Origin of the sequence: Streptomyces bacillaris, assembly GCF_003268675.1 — a bacterium.
Classification (GTDB): Bacteria; Actinomycetota; Actinomycetes; order Streptomycetales; family Streptomycetaceae; genus Streptomyces; species Streptomyces bacillaris.
Window position 1 is genome coordinate 7,359,599 of record NZ_CP029378.1, and the last position, 24,404, is coordinate 7,384,002.

Annotated in this window: 16 protein-coding genes; 7 read left to right on the forward strand and 9 right to left on the reverse strand. The window is 74.6% G+C overall.

Going from position 1 to position 24,404, the window contains the following annotated elements:
• Nucleotides 1-60: 60 nt before the first annotated feature.
• Complete coding sequence (locus DJ476_RS32155) at nt 61-2,652, forward strand: hypothetical protein (protein ID WP_208853550.1); 2,592 nt, start codon at nt 61-63, stop codon at nt 2,650-2,652.
• On the opposite strand, the gene DJ476_RS32160 is transcribed toward DJ476_RS32155, so the two are convergent.
• The 4 genes from DJ476_RS32160 to DJ476_RS32175 form a co-directional block, all read right to left on the reverse strand.
• Nucleotides 2,622-5,063: a right-handed parallel beta-helix repeat-containing protein gene (locus DJ476_RS32160; RefSeq protein ID WP_103419178.1), complete on the reverse strand. Its 2,442-nt coding sequence runs from the start codon at nt 5,061-5,063 to the stop codon at nt 2,622-2,624. The genes DJ476_RS32155 and DJ476_RS32160 overlap by 31 nt on opposite strands.
• A 220-nt stretch (nt 5,064-5,283) precedes the next feature.
• On the reverse strand, nt 5,284-5,907 hold the full coding sequence (locus DJ476_RS32165; RefSeq protein WP_103419177.1) for an Rv1733c family protein: 624 nt from the start codon (nt 5,905-5,907) through the stop codon (nt 5,284-5,286).
• A 33-nt stretch (nt 5,908-5,940) separates the two neighbouring features.
• Complete coding sequence (locus tag DJ476_RS32170) at nt 5,941-6,765, reverse strand: MOSC domain-containing protein (protein ID WP_103419176.1); 825 nt, start codon at nt 6,763-6,765, stop codon at nt 5,941-5,943.
• 68 nt (nt 6,766-6,833) lie between these two features.
• A complete protein-coding gene (locus DJ476_RS32175) occupies nt 6,834-7,322 on the reverse strand; it encodes a DUF6643 family protein (protein WP_103419175.1) in 489 nt (162 codons plus the stop codon).
• 582 nt (nt 7,323-7,904) lie between these two features.
• On the opposite strand from DJ476_RS32175, the gene DJ476_RS32180 reads away from it, so the two are divergent.
• Complete coding sequence (locus DJ476_RS32180) at nt 7,905-8,591, forward strand: 2-phosphosulfolactate phosphatase (protein ID WP_103419174.1); 687 nt, start codon at nt 7,905-7,907, stop codon at nt 8,589-8,591.
• A 97-nt stretch (nt 8,592-8,688) separates the two neighbouring features.
• Nucleotides 8,689-10,077 carry a TerD family protein gene (locus DJ476_RS32185; protein WP_112492161.1) on the forward strand — a complete coding sequence of 463 codons (1,389 nt, stop codon included), beginning with the start codon at nt 8,689-8,691 and terminating at the stop codon, nt 10,075-10,077.
• Nucleotides 10,078-10,165: 88 nt separating this feature from the next.
• Here DJ476_RS32185 and DJ476_RS32190 read toward each other — a convergent pair whose 3' ends face one another.
• On the reverse strand, nt 10,166-11,485 hold the full coding sequence (locus tag DJ476_RS32190) for a glycosyltransferase (protein WP_167480412.1): 1,320 nt from the start codon (nt 11,483-11,485) through the stop codon (nt 10,166-10,168).
• A 58-nt stretch (nt 11,486-11,543) separates the two neighbouring features.
• Here DJ476_RS32190 and DJ476_RS32195 point away from each other — a divergent pair, with 58 nt between their 5' ends.
• From DJ476_RS32195 to DJ476_RS32210, 4 genes are all read left to right on the forward strand, one after another.
• Nucleotides 11,544-12,329 carry a glutamate racemase gene (locus DJ476_RS32195; RefSeq protein ID WP_112492162.1) on the forward strand — a complete coding sequence of 262 codons (786 nt, stop codon included), beginning with the start codon at nt 11,544-11,546 and terminating at the stop codon, nt 12,327-12,329.
• Between the two features lie 94 nt (nt 12,330-12,423).
• Nucleotides 12,424-12,987, forward strand: a complete 564-nt coding sequence (locus tag DJ476_RS32200) for a hypothetical protein (protein WP_112492163.1) — start codon at nt 12,424-12,426, stop codon at nt 12,985-12,987.
• Nucleotides 12,988-13,131: 144 nt separating this feature from the next.
• The gene (gene lnt / locus DJ476_RS32205; RefSeq protein ID WP_112492164.1) at nt 13,132-14,724 is read left to right on the forward strand and encodes an apolipoprotein N-acyltransferase; all 1,593 of its coding nucleotides are present in this window, start codon (nt 13,132-13,134) and stop codon (nt 14,722-14,724) included.
• A 99-nt stretch (nt 14,725-14,823) separates the two neighbouring features.
• Nucleotides 14,824-15,306, forward strand: a complete 483-nt coding sequence (locus DJ476_RS32210; protein WP_112492165.1) for an NUDIX hydrolase — start codon at nt 14,824-14,826, stop codon at nt 15,304-15,306.
• A 15-nt stretch (nt 15,307-15,321) separates the two neighbouring features.
• Here DJ476_RS32210 and DJ476_RS32215 read toward each other — a convergent pair whose 3' ends face one another.
• The 4 genes from DJ476_RS32215 to DJ476_RS32230 are packed head-to-tail and all read right to left on the reverse strand — an operon-like array spanning nt 15,322 to nt 24,311.
• Nucleotides 15,322-20,244, reverse strand: a complete 4,923-nt coding sequence (locus DJ476_RS32215; RefSeq protein WP_112492166.1) for an SAV_2336 N-terminal domain-related protein — start codon at nt 20,242-20,244, stop codon at nt 15,322-15,324.
• Nucleotides 20,245-20,266: 22 nt separating this feature from the next.
• Nucleotides 20,267-21,223 carry an AAA family ATPase gene (locus DJ476_RS32220; protein WP_103419168.1) on the reverse strand — a complete coding sequence of 319 codons (957 nt, stop codon included), beginning with the start codon at nt 21,221-21,223 and terminating at the stop codon, nt 20,267-20,269.
• Nucleotides 21,220-23,310, reverse strand: a complete 2,091-nt coding sequence (locus tag DJ476_RS32225; protein WP_318294831.1) for a vWA-MoxR associated conflict system protein — start codon at nt 23,308-23,310, stop codon at nt 21,220-21,222. The genes DJ476_RS32220 and DJ476_RS32225 overlap by 4 nt, the downstream gene beginning before the upstream one ends.
• Complete coding sequence (locus tag DJ476_RS32230; RefSeq protein ID WP_112492168.1) at nt 23,307-24,311, reverse strand: hypothetical protein; 1,005 nt, start codon at nt 24,309-24,311, stop codon at nt 23,307-23,309. Before DJ476_RS32230 ends, DJ476_RS32225 begins: the two co-directional genes overlap by 4 nt.
• Between the last annotated feature and the right edge of the window lie 93 nt (nt 24,312-24,404).

Here is a 24,404-nt window from a genome sequence, read left to right on the forward strand (position 1 = left end):
CCCTGTCATGTCTCCGTCGGCCCGAACGCACGGCCGACGCGCCCGAGAGAGAGTTCCCCCTTGGCTCCTGCCATCCCGCCCCCGCAGCCACCCCCGCCGAACACCGGGGCAGCGCTGGAACTGCTGGTCCACGGCGTCGGAGGCGCCACCCCGCAGGAGATGCTCGGCGATCCCCGGACGGTCCGGGTCACCGGGGACGCGACCGCCGCCGTCTACCGGCGCACCGAGGACGCCCACGGCGAGAAGCACCCCGAGCGCTACCGGGACGAGCCCGTGGCCGAGGCGTACTGCTGGTCGGGGCTCACCTCCGGCAACGGCTCCCGCGCCCTGTGGCTGCTGCTCCTGCCGTTCATGGTGGTCAACCTGGCCCACTGGATGCGCCCCACCGCCACCGGCCGCACCCGCGCGGTCCGGCTGTACGGGCTGGTGGTGCGGCTCGTCGCGCTCAGCCTCACCGTGCTGCTCACCGCGGCCGCCTGCGAGGTGGCCCTGGACCTGGTGGCCTGGCAGTGCGCGGGCACCTCCGCCTGCTCCGAACGCCGTTCCTGGCTGGGCTTCCTGTCGAGCCATCAGGGCGGCTGGTGGTCCCAGCCCGGGCGGCGGCTCGCGCTCGCCGCCGTCGTGCCCGCCGCCCTGGTGGGGCTGCTGTGGTACCTCTCCAACCGGACCTGGAGCGCCTACGAGTCCCAGAGCCCGCTGGACGCCACGGACGCCGACGCCTGCGACCCGGACGGGGCGGAGGAGGCCCACGGGCCCGGCGCCCCGGAGGTCCCGGAGGCCCGGGACGGCGCGAACACCCCGGCCACCGCGAACACCACGAACACCCCTGACCCGGCGGGCTCCCCGGCCGCCTCGGGGTCCGTGGGGCCCCAAGGCTCCCCAGCCGCCCCGCGGTCCGCGGAGCCCCAGGCCTCCCCAGGTTTCCCGTGCGGCGTCCCCGCCCCCACGCCCCCGGCCCCCGCCGTCCGTCCCGCGCTCGGCCGGCCCGGATTCTGGTACGGGCGGCGGCTCGTCGCGCGGCTGCGGGCCGCGCACACCGCCGCCGGGTTCCTCACGGTGGCCGCCGCCGTCACCGTCGCCGCCGCCCGCCACGACCGGACCGCCGACAGCCCGGTGCCCCAGGTGCTGGGCGCGGCCCTGGAAGCCGCCCTGGTCCTCTGCGCCGTGGTGACCGTGTGGGTGGTCTGCCGGCGCGGCCGCAGCGAGAACGCCCGTGACACCCGGCTCGACGGCGCGCTCATCACGTACCTCCCGGGCTCCGCGCTCGCCCTGCTGGTCCTCGCCGTCCTGCACGCCGGGTGGTCGCGGCCCGCGTGGGAGTCCTCCGGCAGCCTGCCCGGCGAGACCGCCTTCCGGTTCCTCGCCCTCACCCAGGGGCTCCTGGTCGTGATCCTCGCCCTGGTCGCCCGCAGCCTCTACCGGCGTACCCCCGAACCCCGCACCACGCTGTACGGGCTCGGCGGCCCCTCCGTCGCCATGCTCGCCTGCGCCCTGGGCGGCGTGATGACCGGGGGCGTGGCCCAGCGCGTCGCGGACTGGCTGGACGGGCCCGGCACCCCGGGCATGGGGCGCGGCTCCATCATCGAGGGCCCGCCCGTCCTGCTCAGCTGGCAGGCCTCCGTCATCCCGGTGCTGCTGCTCCTGCTGCTCGTCCCGGTCCTCTACCTGGTCGTCCGCACCGCCCGCCGGGCCCGCCGGATGGGGCCGGACATCGAGGCGGAGTACGCCCCCGAGCCGCCCGACCGCGCCCGCACCCGGCGGATCGCCCGGATCCGGGCCACCGCCGCCCTCACCGACTCGGCCCCCTGGATCGTCGGCGTGGTCTCCGCCGCCACCCTGTTCCTCGGCGCGGCGGCCGTCGTCGGCTCCTGGACCAGCGGCGAAGTGCCGGGCCTCGCGACGGACGGGGCCGCCGCCCCCGTCGAATCGCTCGCGGAGGCCGCCCAGTCGACCGGTTCCTGGCTGATCGGCTTCGGCTTCATACTGTTCGTCGCGGGCGGCCGCCGCGCCTACCGGGACGCCTCCGCCCGGCGCACCATCGGCATCCTCTGGGACGTGGGCACCTTCTGGCCGCGCGCCGCCCATCCCTTCGCGCCCCCCTGCTACGCCGAACGCGCCGTCCCCGACCTGGCGTCCCGCATGTGCGCCTGGACGGCGACGACCAAGGGCCGACTGATCATCTCGGGCCACTCGCAGGGCAGCGTCCTCGCGGCCGCCGCCGTCTGGCAGCTCCCCGACACCGCCCGCCGCCGGGTCGGGCTGCTCACCTACGGCTCCCCGATCGAGCGGCTGTACGGACGCTGGTTCCCGGCCTACTTCGGGGCCGTACCCCTGCTCGGCCTGCACGACTCGGTGCACTGCTGGCGCAACCTGTGGCGGGCCACCGACCCGATCGGCGGGCCCGTCCGGCTCGCCACCGACCACGACCCCCGGGTCGACCGGGGACCCCTCAAGGACCCGCTGGCGTACGGGCGCACCACCGCGCTCCCGCTGCCCGAACCGATCCTCGGCCACTCCGACTACCAGGCCGACCCGGTCTTCGCCCAGGAGCGCACCGCCCTCCTCGAGGAGCTGGGCCCCCGCCTGCCCCGGCAGACCGGGGGAGAGGAGGGCGGGCGGCTTCACAAGAGTTCGGGGAGGTCCTCCGGGTAGAGCAGGGTCAGGTCGTCCGTGCTCGTCTCGGCGAGCTGGGCGACCCGGCCCGCGTGCCGCTCCACCATCGACTCGAAGGTCTGCCGGGCGGTGCGGCCGTTGCCGAAGGCGGGGCCCTTGGGCAGCTCCGTGAAGTACTTGAGCAACGCCTCGCCGGTCCCGTCCGCCAGGCTGTACTCGTGCTCCTCGGCCTGCTGCTCGACGATCCGCAGCAGTTCTTCGGGGATGTAGTCGCTGAAGGTGATGGTCCGTGAGAAGCGGGACGCCACCCCGGGGTTGACGGTGAGGAACCGCTCCATCTCGTGGGTGTACCCGGCGACGATCACCACCACCGCGTCCCGGTGGTCCTCCATCAGCTTCACCAGCGTGTCGATGGCCTCCCGGCCGAAATCCCGCCCGGAGTCCTCGGGGGAGAGGGCGTACGCCTCGTCCACGAAGAGCACCCCGCCGCGCGCCCGGTCGAAGGCCTCCTGGGTCCGGATCGCGGTCGAGCCGATGTGCTCCCCGACCAGGTCCACCCGGGAGACCTCCACCAGGTGGCCGCGCTCCAGCACCCCGAGGGAGGCCAGGATCTCCCCGTACAGCCGGGCGACCGTGGTCTTGCCCGTGCCGGGGGAGCCGGTGAAGACGAGGTGGCGGCGGACGGAGGCGGCCTTGAGCCCGGCCTCCTGGCGGCGGCGGCCCACCTCGATCATGTCGGTCAGCGCCCGCACCTCACGCTTGACGCTCTCCAGCCCCACCAGCGCGTCCAGTTCACCGAGGACCGCCGAGGCGTCCCGGGCGGGCTCGGCGGCGGGGGACGGTGGCGCCGGGGCGGCGGGTTCGGGTGCCACGGGGCGCTGGCCGGGCAGGGCGGAGAGCAGGCCGGGCGTCGCCTGGGTGGCCGTCAGCACGGTGGGCGCCGGAGCCGGTGCCGTCCGCAGACCGCTCTCGTCGCTCGTGCAGTCGGTGACCGCCGGGCCCGACGCGCCGGACCCGTCGCCGCCCTCGGGGAACTCGTAACCACCGCGCGCGCACCGCTCGGTGCGGCAGCGGGTCAGCGTGGTGCGGCAGCCGTCCATGACATGGAAGCCGTACCCCTCGCTGCCCGTCACCCGGCAGCTGTCGAAGGTGCCCCGGCCCTCGGCGGAGACGTAGAACCCGGCCTCGGCGGGGTTGGTGACGGTGCACCGCTCGATCACCGGGTCGGCGCCCTTGGTGACGATGACCCCGGTCTGGGCCGTGTCGATGGTGCAGTTGTTGAGGGTGCCGCCGCTGCCGTGGTCGCGGAACCAGGCGCCGGTGGAGGTCTCCCGGATCCGGCAGTCGTCGAGCTGGGCGGTGGCCCCGTCGCTCACCGAGACGGCGGTGTTGCGGATCTGCGAGAGATCGCTGTCCACCACGTCGGCGCGCGAGCCCCGGTCGAGGACGAAGAGGGCGTCCGGCACGTCGTGGACCCGGCAGGCGTCCAGTATCACCGTGGCTCCGTCGCTCACCCAGACCGCCGGGTAGTCGCCCGTACTGTCGTGGATCTCGCACTGGTTGGCGTCCACCCGGGTCCCCGGGTCCCAGACCGAGAGGCCGTTGCGGCCGAACCGGCGGACCGTGGAGCGGGTGAGGGTGAGCACCGAACGCGACCGCAGGTCGATCGCGTTCTCCGGGATGTCGTGGATGTCGCAGTCGGCGAGCGTCAGCACCGCGTCGGTGTCCAGCGTGACGCCGTCGCCCGACGTGCGGTGCACGGTGCAGTCGGTGAGGTGCGCGGTGGCGCGGGCGGTCACCTGGACGCCGCTGCCCTTCACCTCGTACACCTCGCAGCCGATCGCCTCCAGGCCGCTGCCCTCGCCGGTGACGCCGATGCCCGCACCGGAGGCGTGGTGGATCCGGCACCGGTCCAGGCGCGGGTGGCCGCCGTCGCGGACCGAGACACCGGACTGTCCGGCCGAGACGATCTCGCACTCCTCGAAGACCCCGCCCGCCCCGTCCAGGACGGCGATGCCGACCCCGGCCGGATTGTCGACCGTGCAGCGCCGCACGGTCGGCCGGGCCGCTCCCCGTACCTCCACGCCCGCCGCCGACCGCGTCACCACCCGCAGATCCGTGAACTCCGGGGTACCGTCCTCCACCAGCAGCGCCGGGGCGGCCGAGTCCTGCCCCTCGATGTGCAGATCCTGGATGATCGCGGAGGCCCGGACCGTCAGCGGTACGCCGTCGACCGGCGCGATCCGCACGGAGCCGACCGACCCCTCGGGGCCGCGCAGGGTCACCGCCCGGTGGACGACGAGGTTCTCCCGGTAGGTCCCGGGCGCGACGGTGAGGACGTCCCCGTCGGCCGCCGCTTCCAGGGCCGCGGAGAGGGAGGCGTACTCGCCCGTGCGGCGGCGCCATCGCGATGTGCCGGTGTGCGTCACCTGGACCGTGCCCTGTGCCATGGAGTTGCTCTGCCCCCACCTCGTGCCGTGCGCTGCCTCGGGTCCGTCCGCCCGCCCTGCCTGTGCAACTGCTCGGGGAGCCGGACGCGGTCGGACCACCGTAGCGCGCGGGAGGGGCGGGAGTTGACGAGTCGGGGTGGTGCGGGGCGGAGGGTCCGTCCGCGCCGACCTGCTGTGCGTTTCCCGTCACCGTCCGCGCCGGCCTGCTGTGCGCTCCCCGTCACCGTCCGCCGTACGGTTCCGGCTCCCCGCTGCCGGTCCCCGCCCGGCCCCAGTCGGCCCCCGCCTCGGCCCACGCCCGGTCCCAGCGCGCGTACCGCGCCCGCACCAGGCGCCCCACGATCAGCCGCCTGCCCGCCTCGACACACCCGGCGGCCAGCAGGAACGCGCCGATGCCACCGAGCACCGCATGCGTACGGGCCGTCCCCGGGGCCATCGGGGGCGGTACGGGGACTCCGGCGCCGTCCGTCCAGATCCGCACCGGCGAACCGGGCGCCCCGGACCCCGACACCATCGTGACCTCCCCCGTACGCGGGGAGCCGTCCGGCGCCCGCCAGGCCGCCACCACCGTCCGCCCCGACGTCACGTCCGGGTCACCGGTGAACCGCCGCGCCCCCGGCGCTCCGCCCACCACGGTGGCCGCCGTGGCCCGGCGCTCGGCGTGCTGGGCCTTCACCTCCCGCTGGAGCGAGGCGTCCGCGAGCGCCCCGGCCGCCCAGCCAACCGTGGGCGCCCCCACGGTCAGCAGCACCAGCGCGCCGAGCGTCACCCACGCCTCGTGGCGGTCGGTGGCGCGCCACAGCGGGTTGTGCCGCCACCGCCGAACTCCCCTGATCGCCCCCATGTGCCGACACCTCCCCCCTCGGGCCCGCCGTCCTCAGTCGAGGATCTTGACGGGGTCCCCGGCCCGGATCACCCCGGTCCCGTCCGGAATCAGATTCTGGCCGAAGAGCAGCCGCTTGCCGACCCGCCGGTGCCGGGCCAGGGTGAGCAGCGGCTCCTTGCCGCGCTCGGCGGTGTGCTGGTCGGTGGTGGTGATGACGCAGCGGGCGCAGGACTTCACCACGGAGAAGTGAACATCTCCGATGGTGATCCGCCGCCAGCCGTCCTCGGCCCAGGCCTCGGCGGTGTCGATCACGACGTTCGGCCGGAAGCGGTTCATCGGCAACGGCCCCTCGTGCGGGTGGCCGCCCGCCGCGATCAGGTCGTTGAGGGCGTCCAGCGAAGCGGTGGTGGTCAGCAGCAGCGGATAGCCGTCCGCGAGGGAGACCGTGTCGCCGGGGCGCGCGTACTCCGGGTCGACGGGCCTGCGGTGGGCCGGTTCGTCGAGATGGACGAGCCGGAGCTCCACCCCCAGGGCCTCGCTGAACCAGGCGTGCGCCTCCGGTGCCGCCTCGGCCACCGTGACGGTGTCCCGGCGCACCTCCGCCCGGATCAGCCGCTCGGGGCCCGGCACCTCGACCCGGAGCGGCGGACGGCCCGGCAGGGAGACGACGATCCCGCCGCCGGGCAGCGGCGCGGCGGAGATCAGCGCCATGGACGGCTGCTCGCGCTGGGTGATCCCCCGCGAGGTCTTGTCGACCAGCATCCAGCGGCGGTCGCCGTCGAGTCCCCATGGCTCGACGGCGACCTCATCTGATGTCTGGGCGCCCAGCGATTTGACCGGATACACATGGACGGACCGGAGCACAGGAAGGACCATGAGCCCATCCTGCCAGTCACCCCGCACGCGTACGCCCGGTCTCTCGCGGACCTGTCAGGTGGACGCTGTCAGTATCCGCGGCCCTGATAGGGGCGGTTGTACGGATCCTCGTACGGCGACGGGGTCGGCGCGGGCCGCGGCGCGGCCGGTCGCATCGACTCGTACCCGGAGGCGGGTGCGGGGCGCTGCGGCTGGGGCTGCTGCGGATAGCCGCGCACGGCCGAGGGCTGCTGCGGGATGTACGGCGCCGGGGCGTTCTGCAGCCCGGCGGGATACATCGGGGCGCTCTGCGCGGGAGCCTGCTGGTACTGCGGCACCGGCTGCTGCTGCGGGTAGCCGTAGGAGCCGCCCATGGGCTGCGAGGGCGCCGAGGGAAGAGCAGGCAGCGCGGACGGCAGGGCCGGCAGATAGCTGCTGGACGTGTCGTACGCGGCAGGGACGCGGATCGGGGCGATCTGCGGGGTGCCCCGCTCCGCGACCAGGGAGTCGTAGATCGGAGTGTCGGGGAACGACGCGGCGTAGTAGCCGCCGCCGAAGGCGGAGCGAGGGGAGGTCATGGCACCTAAGTTAAGCCCACGATGAGCCGGTTGGGGAGCCCCAATCCTGGGCTCATCAGATTTTCGTCGGTTCTGTCGGCCGGAACTGCCAAAACACCGCTCATCCCACCCTCACCAGGGGGCTTTTCTCTTCATGGTCGCCATTGTTGACGAGAAGTGGCGGGCGGGTTACAAAGGGCGACCCCCGGTCGGCCGGGGCTGTCATTTCCCTCGGTAATGCGGATGTGCCCGAGAAGCGATGACGGGCCGTGGTGACCCGGTGCGTGGGACCGTCGCCGGGCGGGTCGGGACACGGCGGGCGGCCCGTGACCGGGCGGCTCCGGGCATGGCGGCGGCCCGCATTCGGGCGCCGCCCCGGGCCGCCCGTAAACGAGGGCCCGGACGTGACCCGCCCGCTATCCCGGCGACAAAGGTCCGATACGATTCCGGCAACGCGACTCCGTGTTCCCCCGGCCCGGGCGTCGGCAACTGCCGTGCCCGTACGGCTTTGTGTCCCCCCGTCATGAACGGCATACCGGCAAACCGGCACCCGGGCGCACACCCGTCGGACGCTTCCCGCAGGGCATATGCGACCATGATCGGATGGAATCCCGTTTCCTCGGTATAGGTGAACTGCGCTCCACTCCGTCCGTGGCCGTCGTGGTCGACGTCATGCGTGCCTTCACGGTGGCCGCCTGGGCCTTCGCCCGCGGGGCCGAGAAGATCGTGCTCGCCGGGTCGCCGGACGAGGCCCTGGCGCTCAAGGCCCGCAACCCGGAGTGGATCGCGCTCAAGGACGGGGCGCCCGCCCCCGGGTTCGACACCGTCAACTCCCCGGGCCTGCTGCGCTCCCTCGACCTCGGCGGGCGGACCGTCGTGCAGAAGACCACGGCGGGGACGGTCGGCGCCCTCGCGGTCAAGGAGGCGCCGTTGGTGCTCTGCGCCGGGTTCGTGGTGGCGGAGGCGACGGCCCGGGTGCTGCGGGCCCACGGGGGCGACAGCGTCACGTACGTGGTCACCGGTGAGGACGGGCGCGCCGACGAGGACCTGGCCTGCGCCCAGTACATCGCACGGAGGGCCACCGAGGACGGCCCCGGGACGGACCCGGCCGACCACCTCCGCCGCGCCCGCGACTCGCGCGCCGCCCACGAACTGGCGGAGGGGGTGCGCCTGGGCGTCCACCCCGACGACATCGCCCTCTGCCTCGAACTCGACCGGTTCCCCTTCGCCATGGTGGCGACCCAGGAGGACGCGCTCACGGTCCTCCGCCCGCACCACACGGAGGGCTGACCGCCACACCGACGGCTGACCGCCCGACCGTGCCGGTCCATCGCCCCCCGGAGGGATTAGGTTGTGGAGGAGAGGCCTGCGGGCAGCCGGACACCTGATGGGGGCGAGCATGACCATGCAAAAGGGAACCAACGTTCCGGTGCCGGCGGGCACCGTGCGCGTCGAACTGGGCTGGCGGTCCGCCCCGGGCACCCCGGACGTCGACGGCTCCGCACTCCTCCTGGCATCGGGGAAGGTCCGCAGCGACGCCGACTTCGTCTTCTACAACCAGCCCGCCCACTCCTCCGGCGCCGTCCGCCACGAGGGCAAGCGGACCGCGGGCGACGCGGTCACCGACACCCTCTTCGTCGACCTCGGCCGGGTCGAGCCGGCGATCGAGCGGATCGTCGTCGCCGGGTCGGCGGACGGCGGCAGCTTCGGCCGGGTGAGCGGCCTGTACGTACGGGTCGTGGACGCGGCGAACGGCGCCGAGCTGGCCCGCTTCGACCCCACCGACGCCACGGTCGAGACCGCGTTCATCCTCGGCGAGCTGTACCGCCGCCAGGGCGCCTGGAAGTTCCGCGCGGTCGGCCAGGGCTACAGCACCGGGCTCGAAGGGCTGGCCACGGACTTCGGCATCTCCGTGGACGAACCGCAGCAGGCCGCCCCCGTGGCACCGCCCGCTCCCGTCGCGCCGCCCGCCCCGGCCTGGCCCGCCGCCCCCGGCTCCGTACAGCCCCCGGCCCCGCCGGCGCCCTCCGCGCCCGCGCCCACGCTCCACACCGCGCCCACGCTCCACACCCCGCTCTCCACCCCGGCGGCGCCTCCCGCCCCTCCGGCCCCGCCCGCCCCGGCGCCCGCGGAGCCCGTCCGGCTGTCCAAGATCACGCTGACGAAGGAGGCCCCGGCGGTCTCCCTCGCCAAGCAGGGCGGCACCTCCGGCGCGCTCCGCGTCAACCTCAACTGGGAGGTGCGCAAGCAGTTCAAGGGCTGGGGCGCCAAGCTCGGCCGGGCCGTCGCGATGCACTCCGACCTCGACCTCGACCTCTGCGCCCTGTACGAACTCACCGACGGGCGCAAGGGAGTCGTGCAGGCCCTCGGCAACGCCTTCGGGTCGTTGCACCAGCCGCCCTTCATCCACCTCGACGGCGACGACCGCACCGGCGCGGTCTCCACCGGCGAGAACATGACGGTCAACCTCGACCACAAGAACCTGCTCCGCCGCGTCCTGATCTTCGTCACCATCTACGAAGGCGCCCGCAGCTTCGCCGACCTCCACGCCACGGTCACCCTCCAGCCGCAGAACGGCGCGGCGATCGACTTCTCCCTCGACGAGTGCACCGTCCCCTCCACGGTCTGCGCGCTCGCGCTGATCACCAACAACGGCGACGACCTCACCGTGCAGCGCGAGGCCCGCTACCTCGTCCCGCAGCGCGGAGTCAGCCCGCAGCGCACGATCGACGCCGCCTACGGCTGGGGCATGAACTGGACGCCGGGCCGCAAGTGAGCAGCGCCTGACGCACCTCCGGGCCGCGCCTCGGGCGCTGCTCTCCGCCGCCCGGCCGGTGACGTGACAGGCACGTGCCCCCGTCGCATCACCGCCCGGGCGCGGGCCCAGGCGCTCCGTCCGGCCCGGCTCCCGGCACCACGTCCGGCTGAGCGGTTCCGCCCCGACCGGGCGCCACGTCCGGCCCGGCCCTTCCGTCCAGGCCGGAGGCCACGTCTCCTTTCCGGCCGGGGGCCGCGTCCGGCTCCGGCCGGGCGTACGTCCGCCCCTTCCAGGCCGCCCCCCGCCCCCGGTAGTGCTGCACGGCCGAGTCCACCGTCATCAGCAGGTACAGCACCGCCGTGAGCGGCAGCAGCGGCCCGAGCCACGGCGACTGCCGGTAGTAGGCGAGCATCGGCAGATACGTCACCGTCATCACCGCCCACGCCAGGCCACCCGCCCAGGCCGCCACCGTGTCGCCCGTCGCCAGCCCGGCGGCCAGGGTCGCGGGCGGAGCCACGTACACGAGCAGCAGCCCCGGCACCGTCCCCGCCAGCAGCAGCGGGCTGTGGCGCAGCTGGGCGTACGCGCTGCGCGCCACCATCCGCCACAGGTCCGCGAGCCGCGGATACGGCCGCACGCTGTCGACCCGGTCCGCCAGCCCCAGCCAGATCCGGCCGCCGCCGCGCCGCACCTCCCGGGCCAGCGACACGTCGTCGATCACCGCCTGCCGGATCGACTCCGGGATGCGCGCCCGCTCGGCGGCCTCCGTGCGCAGCAGCACACAGCCGCCCGCCGCGGCGGCGGTCCGCGACTCCATCCGGTTCACCCGGCGGAACGGGTAGAGCTGCCCGAAGAAGTAGACGAACGCGGGCACCACCAGCCGCTCCCAGAAGCTCTCCACCCGCAGCCGCGCCATCTGCGACACCAGGTCGTATCCCGCAGGCCCCGCGTCCCCGGCCGCCGCCACCAGGTCGCGCAGGCTGTCCGGCTCGTGGGCGATGTCCGCGTCCGTCAGCAGCAGGAAGTCCGGCTTGTGGCGCCGGGCCAGCGCGATTCCGTGCCGCAGCGCCCAGAGCTTGCCCGTCCACCCCGGCTCCGGCTCCCCGGGCTCCACGACGGTCAGTGGGAGCCCGCCGTACCGGGCGGCCAGCTCCCGGGCCAGCTGCCCCGTACCGTCGCCGGAACAGTCGTCCACCAGGATGATCCACGCCTCGCCCGGATAGTCCTGGACCAGCAGCGAGGGCAGGCTCACCGGCAGCATCTCCGCCTCGTCGCGGGCGGGGACCACCACGGCCACCGAGGGCCAGCGGGCAGGATCGGTGCGACGGGGGAGCCGCTGGTCGGTCCGCCAGTAGAAGCCCTGCCCCAGCAGCAGCCACCCCCACGCGATCAGCGAACCCACGGCGATCCAGGCAACGGCGCTCATTCGCCGCAGTCTGCCCCACTGAGCCCGGTCCGCAAGGGCTGTCGGCTAGGGTGACCGGGTGAAGATCGCGCTCATGGACTCCGGAATCGGCCTGCTGGCGGCAGCGGCCGCCGTTCGCCGACTGCGGCCCGACGCCGAGCTGGTCGTCTCCTCCGACCCCGGCTCCATGCCCTGGGGCCCACGCACCCCCGAGGACGTCACCGCCCGCGCCCTGGCCGTGGCCCGCGCCGCCGCCGACCACCGGCCGGACGCCCTGATCGTCGCGTGCAACACCGCCTCCGTCCACGCGCTGCCCGCGCTCCGTGCCGCGCTGGAGCCCGCGCTGCCGGTCATCGGCACCGTCCCGGCCATCAAGCCCGCCGCGGCGGGCGGCGGCCCCATGGCCATCTGGGCCACCCCGGCCACCACCGGCAGCCCCTACCAGCGCGGGCTGATCGCCGAGTTCGCCGGGGACGTCGACGTCACCGAGGTCCCGTGCCCCGGACTGGCCGACGCCATCGAGCACGGCGACGAGACCGGCATCGACCGCGCCGTCGCCGCTGCCGCCGCCCTCACTCCGCCGGGCGTACAGGCCGTGGTCCTCGGCTGCACCCACTACGAGCTGGTCGCGGACCGCATCCGCGCCGCCGTCCAGCAGCCCGGCCGCCCGCCGCTCGTCCTGCACGGCTCCGCCGGGGCCGTGGCCGCCCAGGCGCTCCGCCGGATCGGCGCCCGGCCCGCCCCGACGGCCGCCCCCTCCGGCACCCTCACCGTCCTGCTCGGCGGCCGCCCCGGCACCCTGCCGCAGCCCGCCCTGGCCTACGCGGAGGGCCGGGCCCTCCAGGCCGTCGCCTCCACCCGCTGACCTGGGATTGTCCGGCGGTTCCGCCCGTGCGGAACCACCGCGCCCCGCTCGGCCACCCCGGGCCGAGCGGCCTCGACGTGGGTACGCTGCGCATATGACGGACCACCCCGAGAGCGCATACCACGGCTCGACGCAGGCACCGTCCACCGTCTGGACCGGCCGTGCGACCAACCACTTCCAGTGGCTCCTGGCCCTGGCGGGCGCGGGCTGCATGGCCCTGGGCGTCGAGCTGGCCGTCGCCTCGCCCTGGTCCTCCGGTCTCACCCCGCTGCTGATGTCCGTCATCGGCTGCCTCGCCGTCGGCCTGCTGATCCTCTTCGGCACGCTGGCCTTCGTCCACGTGGCCGTGAAGGTCGACGGCGACGCCCTGGAGGTCCGCTGCGGCCACGCCGGCCTGCCGCGCCGCAGGATCCTGCTCGACCATGTGGTCGGCGCGGAGTACGTCTCCCGGATCAACCCGCGCCAGTGGGGCGGCTGGGGCTACCGCTGGCGCCCCGAACAGGGCACCGCCGTCGTCGTGCGCAAGGGCGAGGGCATGGCCCTCCGCCTGGGCGACGGCCGCACCTTCACCGTCACGGTCGACGATGCGGAGACCGCCGTACGGTTCATCCGGGAACGCCTCCACTTGACGGGGCGCGGGGAACGGGACCGGGGCTGAGGGGACGCGGGGAGCAGGGCCGGAAGCGCCGGAGGCCCCCGGCGTGTCCAGTCCGGCACTGCCCTCCTGCACCGCCCTCTGGCACCGACTCCTGCACCGCTCTCCACAGCCGCCCACCGTAGACTCCGCCAGGTGAGCGCCACTATGACCCCCGTCGACGACCCGCAGCCCGCGCCGACGCCCCAGCCCGCCGGATGGCCCCGGCGGCTCCTGCGCCCGGCCGCCGCCGCCCTCTCCGGGGTGCTGCTGTACGCGAGCTTCCCGCCCCGGCCCCTGTGGTGGCTGGTCCTGCCCGGCTTCGCCCTGCTCGGCTGGGTGCTGCACGGGCGCAGGCTGCGCGCCGCCTTCGGTCTCGGGCTGCTGGCCGGGCTCGGCTTCATGCTCCCGCTGCTGCGCTGGACCGGTGAGGACGTCGGCCCGGTGCCGTGGCTCGCCCTCGCCACCGCGGAGGCGCTCTTCATCGCGGTGGGCTGCCTCGGGATCGCCGCCGTGACCCGGCTCGCGTACTGGCCCGTCTGGGCCGCCGCCGTCTGGACCCTGGACGAGGCGGTCCGTGCCCGGATCCCGTTCGGCGGCTTCCCCTGGGGCAAGATCGCCTTCGGCCAGGCCGAGAGCGCGTTCCTGCCGCTCGCCGCGCTCGGCGGTACCCCGCTGCTCTCCTTCGCCGTCGTCCTGTGCGGCTTCGGCCTCTACGAGACGGCGCGCCGGCTCCGTACGTACCGCACCTCCGGGCACGCCCACCGCGCTGCGGCCGCCGGAGCCGCCGCCTGCGTCCTCGCCCCCGTCGTGGCCGCGGTCGCCGCGCTCCCGCTCGTCGACGACTCGGCCGAGGACGGCACCGCCACCGTCGCCGCGATCCAGGGCAACGTGCCGCGGCTCGGCCTGGACTTCAACGCCCAGCGCCGCGCGGTCCTGGACAACCACGCCCGGCGCACCGCCCAGCTCGCGGAGGAGGTCAGGGCCGGGAAGGCGAAGCAGCCCGACTTCGTCCTCTGGCCGGAGAACTCCTCCGACCTCGACCCTTACCTCAACGCCGACGCCCACCAGGTCATCGACGACGCGGTCAAGGCGATCGGGGTCCCGACGGTCATCGGCTCGGTGGTCGAGAAGGGCTCGGACAGCCTGCGCAACACCCTGATCGAGTGGGACCCGGAACAGGGCCCCGTGGACACCTACGACAAGCGGCACATCCAGCCGTTCGGTGAGTACATGCCGATGCGGACGGTCGCCCGGTTCTTCAGCGAGGACGTCGACCGGGTGCAGCGCGAGTTCGTCCCCGGGACCGAGGTCGGCGTCTTCGACCTCGCCGGTACGAAGGTGGGGCTGGTGACCTGCTACGAGGCCGCCTTCGACGACGCCGCCCGCGACACCGTCCTCCACGGCGGCCAGCTGATCGCCGTACCGAGCAACAACGCCACCTTCGGCCGCAGCGAGATGACCTACCAGCAGCTCGCCATGTCCCAGGTCCGGGCCGTCGAACACGGCCGGGCCGTCGTCGTCCCCGTCACCAGCGGGGTCAGCGCCGTCATCCGGCCGGACGGTACCATCGCCGACCGGAGCGGCATGTTCACCCCCGACGCCCTGGTCGCCGAGGTCCCGCTGCGCTCCTCCCTCACCCCGGCCACCCGGCTGGGCCCGCTGCCGGAGGGCCTGATCGCCCTGGTGGCCGTGGCGGGCCTGGGCTGGGTGGGCGTGTCGGCGGTACGGGCCCGGAGGGGGCGGGGGACCGAGGGGTAGCCCCGGGCTCGGGGGACCGAAGGGCCGCCCCCGGACCGGCTGCCGGGCAGGGCCGGGGAGCGCGCGGTAGCCCGGCACCGGCCACGTAGGCTCGGACCCATGGCGACTCCCGACTTCATCCGCACCATCCGCGCCACCGCCGGCCACCAGCTGCTCCTGCTGCCCGGGGTGACCGCCATCGTCTTCGACGACGAGGGCCGGGTCCTGCTGGGGCGGCGGGCGGACACCGGTAGGTGGTCGGTGATCGGCGGCATCGCGGAGCCCGGCGAGGAGCCCGCGCTGACGGCCGAGCGCGAGGTCCTGGAGGAGACCGGGGTGCACTGCGTGGCCGAGCGCCTGGTCCTCACGCAGGCGTTGGCGCCCGTGCAGTACGCCAACGGCGACCGCTGCCAGTACCTCGACATCACCTTCCGCTGCCGCGCCACCGGCGGCGAGGCCCGCGTCAACGACGACGAGTCCCTGGAGGTCGGCTGGTTCCCCCTGGACGGGCTGCCGCCGCTCGCGGAGTTCGCCCTCTTCCGGATCAAGCAGGCGCTGACGGAGGGGCCGGCGTGGTTCCGGCGGACGTCGGGGGAGGGCTGACCGACGTCGGCCGGCTTATCGGGGTCGGCCGGGGGCAATGTTTCCGGCTCCCCCATCGGGCCGTGGCGCGGTCCACAGCGCGATGCCAGGCGGCTCCTCGTAGCCGGTGACGGAGATCCACGCCTTCTCTGTGCGCTCCTTGGTCGGGATGTACACCGAACGGAACCGGTCGACCAGCGGGTGTTCCCGTCCGAAGTGGGCGCTCCTGAAGAGGCTGTCGGACACCACCGCGGCCAAGGGCGACCGGTGGGCTTCACGCAGTGCGGTGCGCAGCACCGCGGAATCGACGAGCCGCCGGGTGAGTGTGACCGGTGTCCCCTGCCAGCCCCATCCGTCGCTGACGCCCGCACCGCGGTGCAGAGCGACCCGCAGCCGCAGCCTTCCGACGACGGCATGGTCGTGCAACTCGGCTTCCAGGTCTCTCAGGAGTTCCGGGACGAGGGGCGTGCGCCGCACCTGGTCCGGAGCGAGGACGACTGTCATACCGTCTCCCGAGAACTCACTGTCCCAGAGCAGCCTCTCGCGACGCTCCAGGACCCGGGAGAGGACGCCCGCCAGTGCGGAGATCTGGTACCCCTGCATGTCGGTATCGCCCACGATCTCCGCGACCAGGACGATACGCTCCTCTGCCACCTGCTCCTCGGCCCGGCGTTTCCCGGGGGCTCGGGCGCGCATCGCGTCGGCCCGCTCACCTGGCGGCCGCGTACGCCCCCAGGTCTCGTCCGCCGCTATCACGTCCACCAGCAGCTCCATCCCGAGGTCGTCGCGTTCCAGCAGCGGGCGCAGAACGTGCCGGGCCGAGGAGTCGGTGCCGTGGACACCGAGCCAGCGGATCGCCAGCCGTCCCGCAGCCTCGACCGTTGCCGGACGGAGCCCGGGACGGCCGAGCAGGGCGCTCAGGACGAACCCGGCGTCGCGTACGGTGCAATGAGCCCGCAACCAGTCGAACGCGAGAGCCGTCGCTCTGTGCGCCTGCTCCGGTGTGAGGTCGGCCCGTTGCAGCAGCGGACGGAGGACGAACCTCGCATAGGGGGTGTCCCCGTGCACCATCAGCCAGTCCAGGGCCTGCCGGAACGTCTCCGCCGTCACCGTCCAGGGCAGCCCGGTGCACGACAGCAGGCCGTTGAGGACGTACTGGGCGGCGCTGCTGCGGTCCTCGGCCCGGAGCCAGGCCAGAGCCTCGTCGGCGGTGCCTCGTACCGCGAACCCGGTGCGGTTCGCCTGCTGGAGCTGTGAGCGCAGTGCGCGGGCCTGCCTCACCTGGCGGGCGAGCGATCCGCGCCGCACCCGGTCGGACCGGGCGAGCACACGGAAGCGGTCCGCCTGCTGCGAGTGGCCGGAGTTCCGCGCGGTCCGCCCGATCCGGTCCAGGTCGGAGCCCGGGGCATGTGCGGCCAGGGCGTCCCACAGGGTGTCCGGGGGAGAGGGCCGCCGCAACGGGTCCTTCGCGTACTGCTCCATCGACTCGGAGAGCCGGTAGTACGTCGGTACGGGCCCGGGGCCGTCGCTCTCGTCGGTCGTCCGTGGCAGCCGGTACGGGCCCATCCTCGCGAGGACGGCCGGAGGGAGGTCCGCGGACGAGAAGGGCGATGCACGATCGCCCGGATATCCGCGGGCCGCGTCGATGAGCAACTGCTCGGACATCACGGCACCGTGGCCGTAGTGGCGGGCGTCGAGCGCAGCGGTCACGAATGCGCGGGCGGCGGGCGGACCGGACCTGAAGTGGTCCAACGTGGCGGTGCCGTCCGGCTCGGAGCGGATGACCAGGCCCTCTTCGCACAAGGACCGGGGCAGAACGTACGGATGCGTCCCGTCCGGACGAGGACCGGCCGTGAGGAGGCTCCAGTCCTCGGGCCGCAGGGACGCCAGTACGAGGATGGGCCCGCTGCCGGTCTCGTGTAGAAGCCTCCTCAGCCCGGCCGCCGTGCGGGCACCTCTGCGCCCCTCCGACCGGTCCAGCAGGTATCGCTCCCCGGGGTCCAGCCAGATCGCGGTACGGGGAGGGACCTCCGGGACCGCGTCGAGTACGGCGGCCAGGTCGGCGCTCCCGCCGGGCTCCCACAACCACCAGTCGCTCGGAAGCGTACGCATTGCCTCCATGCACGACCGGCTCTTCCCCGACCCTACGGGACCGACGAGCGTCACCATCCGGCTGGCCCCGGCGGCACACTCCCGTACGGCATCGCGGAGAGCCTGATCGTGGAGCCGCTCGACGAAGCGAGGCATGCCCAGTTCCTCCTCCGCCCGGTCGAATGTGCGGACAGGGCGGCCGAGCCGCGCGATGCGCTCCGGCGAGGGGCGATCGCCCTGCCGAGCCGTCCCACCGAGGGCGTGGTGGCGCGGAACGGCGAGATCGTCGGGCAGTGTCGGGCCGGAGGGGGGTTGGAGGTCGGCCCGCGCCAGGAGATAGCGCGCCGGCCAGTCGAAGGGCGGGGCCTCGGCCGGAACACTCCGCCCGGTCAGCCAGCTGTGCAGGGTGGTGCTCCGCAGGGCCACCGGAGGGGTCGCCGCGTCGGCCTCCCGGACCAGCTCCGAGAACGGCGGGCTGCCGGCGCGATTGTAGAGGGCACGCAGTTCCCCCGCGAAGGCGGCTCGGCTGTGGGAGGGGTCCCGTCCGTAGCGGGTCTGCACGCGGATGTGCACGGTCACCCCCGGGCGCTCGCCGCGCCACTCGGTCAGCCGCACACAGTGGTCGAGGTCCTGGAAGCCGTCCTTCCGGTCCGAATTGTCGAGGGAGACGAGGAACTCGACAGGGCAGGCGTGGGCAGTGAAGCGGTCGGGTGCCGAGCGTGCGGCCGAGGTCAGCGCCGACCACGAGAACACGAACGGGGTGTCGACCCGGATGCCGATGGGACCATCGGCGGTCGGCCGGACCAGATTCTGCACGGCCGGGTCCTGCCCGCCGGCGGAATGGAGCAGGGTGATGCCGCGGCGGGCGAAGAACCTGCGCAGGTCGTCGGCCACATCTGCGGCCCGGACGAAGCTGTCGGCCGTACGGAGGTCGTCGAAGAGGGTGTCCGGTCTCGGCCAGCTTCCGGCCGGGGCGGGCAGTCTGGAGTGGGTGTAGTCGATCAGGAGCCGCAGCAGTTCCTCGGCCTCCCGGACGGTGCGACCCGACACGGCCGTGCCGAGGAGGGACCGCAGCCGGCCCACCGCCCGGCGGGCGACGGGTGACGCCCCGCCGGGAGCGGCGACCGCTCCGGTGCCGCCACCGGGGGACCGGCCATCCGTCCGTCGCGGTGCCTCCGCACCCGCTCGCGCCACCGTCGCCACCTCCGCGAACGGCTCCTCCTGCGCCGGAAGTTCCGTCTCCGCCCAGGCGCTGTGCAGCACCGCCGCGATGCCCTGCGGCGCGCTCGGGTGGGCGGCCGCGTGGCGGCCGAACGCGGCCCGGGTGCGCCACTCGTCGTGCGTGGTGAGGTGGGTACGCAGGTACTGCCGGGCGGCGGGGTGGAACACCAGCACCGGGTCGCTGTCGGCCTCGCGCCGTACCGTGAGCAGGCCGCTGGTCAGGACCTCGGCCAGGTCGGAGGGGGAGGCCTCGGGGACCACCTCCTTGTGCAGGACGTGCAGCAGGGGGAGCGAGAGGTCGGGGAGGCCTGAGCAGAGGACCGCGAGCCGGACGGCGGGGGCCGGGGCCGTGTGGGCGAACGCTTCGGCCAGACGCGCCGGGTCCGGCCGCCGGGGCGGTGTCTCGCCCTCGCGGGTACGGGAGGGCAGGCGGCCGGTGGCGGGGATGAGGACGGCCCCGCACCCCGCCGGGTCGGAGCGCATCAACGTAGAGGCCCAGGCGCCCAGGAGGTGCGGCGTGCACGACACGACCGGCAGCGCGGTCCACGGCCCGGGGAACGCGGCCCTCGCGGACGCGCCCTTCGAGGAAGCGCCCTGGCCCCCGGCGGTCCCGTCCCCGGCCGACGCGCCCCCGGCGGAAGCGCCCCGGGCAGACGTGCTCCGGCCCCCGGCGTACGCCTGTCCCGCCTCCGTGCCCAGCCGTCGGGGCAGCGCAAAGCGCAACGTGCCGTTGTGGGCGCCCACCCGGCTGCCCGTGACCCGTACAGCGGGAAGGTTCAGGGCCGAGCGGCGCCACAGGCGGGGCGGGAGCGGGTCGACCAGGGCCACCGGAACCCGGTTCGCCCAGTCGCGGAGCAGGAGCCAGGGGGCCGGGGCGTGCCAGCCCCGGGCCGCGCAGTCGGAGAAGACCAGGACCAGGCGTCGGCCCAGGGCCCCGCTGCCGTGGTGCGGGACCCGGTCGCCGGGGACCTCGCGGCCGTGGTGGTCCCGTACGAGCGGCTCCGTCCCCTGCCACTCCAGGCGCCAGGCGTGGACGGCGCGGAACCCGCCCAGCGCGGTCAGGAGCCGGGTCGCCGCACGGGTGGTCTCCTCCCACACGCTCATGGACAGCGAGGCGTCGACGAGCACCACCACCTCGAACCAGGGCTCCGGGGCCGGGCGGAACAGCGGGACCAGCGGCCCTCCGCGCGCGTAGTGCTCCACCGTGGCCTCGACGTCCAGCTCGCTGCGGCCGCCCCGCAGCCATGGCCGCCGGAACGGCTGGACCGCCCGGCCGACGGCGAGGGCGTCCGGGAGCGGGTCGGCCCGTCCCAGGGAGAGCGGCACGCCGCGTACCGTCGTTCCCGACCCGGGCCGGTGGCGGACGGAGACCGCGGTGCTCGTGGTCGTCGCGACTGCCCCGGGAGCCGGCCCCGGCAGTGCGTCGGCCCCGGACCGCTCCGGCTCCTCGGGCTCCGGCTCCTCGGACGCTTCCAAGGGCGGCCGGGACGCCGGGCCGGTGCCCTCCCCGAGGACACCGGACGCCGCCAGCCAGAGCGCGTCCGCGAGGGTACGGGCGTCCGCCGCGCCGCCTACCGCCCGCGTCTCCCCGAGCGCCCGCAGCAAGCGGGTCAGCGCGTCCCCGGGCGCGGAGGCATGCCCTCCCACCGCATCGCCGCTCCCCGCCCCCTCAGGCACGGGAGAGTTCCCGCAGGATCAGCTCGCGCAGCTCCTCGTACTGGCTGCCCCCCGGGGCCTGTTCACCGAGCAGCAGGGCCACCGCGTTCAGCAACTGGTCGATGGCCAGGTGCTCGCCCGCCCCGACCCGCTCGGCGAACAGCCGGACCAGCTCGTCGCTGCCCTCCGGCGCACCGTCGAAATGGGCCTCGACGATGCCGTGCAGCAGGTCGGCGGTGAGCGGGGGCATGGTGTAGCGGATGCAGCGCCGCAGGAAGGCCGGTGAGAAGTCGCGCTCCCCGTTGCTGGTGAGCAGGATGAACGGGAACTGTGTGCACGGCACCCGCCCGCGCTCGACCACGTACTCCTCGTCGCTGTCCCACAGCCGGACCGCCACCCGGGGCTTGCGGTACCGGACGAGCTCCGGGATCACGAACTCGCCGCGCTCCAGCACCTCCAGCAGGTCGCTGGGCAGGTCCAGGTCGCTCTTGTCGATCTCGTCGATGAGCAGCGCGCGTGGCTGTTCCGACGGGACCAACGCCGTTCCCAGTGGGCCGAGCTGGAGGAAGGGGCCGATCTCGTCCCGGCTGCGCCCGCGCCCCGTCCGGGCCGCCGCTCCCTGGGACATGGCCGAGCGCAGGCTCTGGGCGTGGATGCGGCCGAGCGCGTCGTAGCGGTACAGGGCCTCGGTCAGCGAGCTGCGCGAGGTGATGTGCCAGCGCAGCACACCGCCGAGCCTCAGCTCATGGGCCACCTGCTCGATCACGGAGGACTTCCCGGACCCCGCAGGGCCGCTCACGAGCAGCGGGCGGCGGAGGTGCAGGGCCGCGTTCACCGCGTCGACGAGGCCGGGCGGTGGCCGGTACTCGCGGTGCTGCGGCCTGCGCGGGAACGTCCGCCACGGCGGCGGGTCCGCCAGTGCGGCCTCCCGCTGCTCGCCGTCGCCACGGTAGTAGGGCTTCCAGGTCACCACTCCTCCTCAGGGCCGGCCACGACGCGTTGTTCGAAGGGTCGGCAGAATTCCAGCCATGGTTCGTCGTGCCAGATCGCGCGTACGTCTCCCAGGCAGGCCACGCATCCCTCGTGCTGCTCGCTCCACCGGTTGCGGTAGGCGGCGGGCAGACCGTGGGGCAGGCTCTGCCAGTGCTGCCGCACCAGGCCCGCCAGCCCGTCGTCGGACGGGCGGGCGTCCTGGCGGGGCCACAGGATGATCGGGGCGTAGGGCAGCAGCTGTTCGAGAACGTCCTGCAGGGCGTCGGGGTGGTGGTCGAGGCCGACGACGGTGTCGTAACGGCCGGTGCTGAGCCCCCGTTCGAGCGCCTCGTGGTCGCCCAGCACCGCCGCGCCGAGCCACTCCACCGGCACGGTGGTGCAGCCGGCCATGGACCTCAGGGCCTTGCGGGCGGCGTCGTTCATCTCGGCGCTCTCGTCGGCCGGGTCCATGCGCCCGCTCCACCGGACGACGACGTCGTGGTTGACCCCGAGCAGCCGGAGCCCGACCTTCGACTCCTCCGGCCGCCAACGGGCCAGCAGATGGGCCGGGGCGGCGATGTCCACATGGACGAGGGTGGCCGGCGCGGGGAGCAGGGCGCGCGCCCAGGCCAGGGCCGTACCGATCGCCCGGCACGTCCCGGCACGGTCCGGCGATGCGCACGCGAAGCGCCGGTGTACGGGCAGGGGCTCGCCGGTGCCGACCAGCCAGGCGTCCACCTCCTCGGGCCAGTCCGTGAGCGCCCCCGCCAGACTGACCACCAGCCGCAGCTCCCCCTCCTGCCGCCTGCGGGCGAACTCGGCCAGGGCGTCGTTGAACTCGGTGACCGCGCCGAGGTCCCGCGCCCACGCGCGCAGCCGGGCCGCCACGTCGTCGGACCCGGACACCTGGGCGAGGGCGGCGAGGAACCGTGCCGACGCCTTCCACGGCGGTTCGTCGGCGCCCGGCGCGCGCAGGGCCGCGTACTCGACCAGCCCGCGCAGCAGTTCGGCCCCCTCCGCCTCGGCGGGCAGGCCGGACAGCCGGCGCGCCTCGCGCAGGACGTCGCTGGTCAGCACGGACGTCAGCACCGTGGTCAGGAGGTCCACCGTCCCGGCACAGCGCAGGAGCGTGGCCACCACCTGGCGGACCCGGCCGTGCCAGCGCGGGTCGGCGCTCCCGTCCGCCTTCCCCTCCCGGGCGAAGGCATCCAGCTCACCGAGGGCGGCGAGGGTGAGGGGCGCGGGCAGCCGCAGGCCGTCCCCCCGCCACATCGCGACGGCCTCCTCCAGGTCCTGCCGGCCCAGCGGCCCCACCACCCCGCCCGCCGTGCCGGGGGCAGAGCGTACGTTACGGGCCAGCCACAGGCCCTCCGCGGTGAACGGATCGTTGTCGTAGTCGAACCGTCCGACGACCTGGCCCACGATCCGCTCGCGCAGCGCCTCGGTGAGCCGGGCGTCCGCGTACACGGCCGGCCCGGCCCCGGCAATGCCGTCCCGCAACACGTCGGCCAGTGCGAAGGACAGGCGCATCCCGCGCGCCGCCTGATCAGCCGCGGCGGCGGTGACGACGGAGAGCCGCGTGCGTCCGGCCTTGACCCCGCCCGCGATCCGGCGCGCGTCCGGCATCGCCCCGGTCGCATGGCAGGTGTCGATCAGGGCGATCACGCCCTCGACGCCGGGCTCGTCGACGGCCTCCGCGAGGAGCTGCCCGACGTTCAGCGCCGACAGAGTGCTGCCGGTCGTGGACCCGGCGACCATGTAGTACAGCTCGCTCTGCTGCGGTGGTGTGAAGCCGTGCCCGAGCAGCGCCATCACCAGCACGGCGTTGTCCGCCCGGGCCCGGAGCGCCGCCTCGCGCACCGAGGTGACGACGTCCTCCGGGGTCAGCTCCGCCCCGACCAGGAGCGACCCGCGCTCGCCCGTACGGTGCGCGCACCCGCCGCGCGCCGGGTCGGTCAGTACGGTGTGCAGCTCCCGGGCCGCCTCCTCCAGCCGGGTCAGCGTGCCCATGGACCGGCACTGCGCACCGACGACCAGCACATGCCGACGTGGCCCGTCCCCGGGCCGGTGTTGCTCGTCGGTCACTTCTCGAACGCTTCGACCAGCGGCCCGGCCTTGAGCGCTTCGACCAGCGGTCCGGCGACCGCCGCCTGCCGCAGATACTTCGTGGCCGTGTGGACCCAGAGCCCGCCGGAGTCCACCCGCGCGGTCACCGGGACGACGCCCGAGGCGTTGGGCCGCATCCACCGCTCCAGGCGAGGGCGGCCCACCACGATGTCGTCGCGGTCCCAGAAGTTCAGCCACCGCTCCACCCGGGCCGGGGTACGGGGCGGCTGCGGCTCCAGCCGCTGGAGCACCGCCGCTCCCGTCGCCAGCGGGGAGCCGAGCGTCACCAGCAGCGGGACCCGCCCCTCGTAACCCCTCAGCGCCTCGAAGGCGATTACGGTGCCCAGCGAGTGACTCACCACGATCAGCGGCCGGTCGGGGTCCGTTCCGCTCAGCACCCGCTCGCGGATCCGGGCGTCCAGCGTGCGTCTGTCGCCGTCCGCCTCCCGCCTGCGCAGATAGCGGCCGACCTGGGAGAGGTGGCTGAGGAGCGGGAGGCCGCTCGCCCACTGCGTGCTTCCCCGCAGCCCCGGTGCCTGCAGCAGGGTCGTCAGGACCCGGCCCAGCACGCGGAACGGCTCGCCGACGCCCTGCTCCTCGTCGTCCTTTCCGTCCTCGTCCGGTAACTGGGCGAGCGCGTCCTCGGCCACCGCCGCCGTCCGCCGGTCGCCGCGCTCCCGGGCCTGGTGGTCGACCTCGTCGATCAGGGCCCGTACGAACGCGGTCATGAACTCCGTGTCCTGCCGGTCCTCGGGTCCGCCGAGCGCTCCGGCCCCTGGGATCGCCTCCGCCCCCTGGGCGTCGGGGTCGGTGAACAGGTCGCTGTAGTCGGCGAACCGGGTCTCCGCGAGCCGGCCCTGCGTCAGCCCGGACACCGCGTCGGCGTGTCCGGCCGCACGGGCCCCGTCCGCCAGGGCGTTCAGCCACTCGCGCCGCTCCTCCGCCGCGTCCCGCGGTCCGCCGATCCCATGGACGAACACCAGTTGAGTCGTTCCGGAACCGCCCACCATGCCCCCGTACAGCCCGAGTTGCCGCCACCCACGGGAACTGTGGCCACAACGCACCGGGCTGCG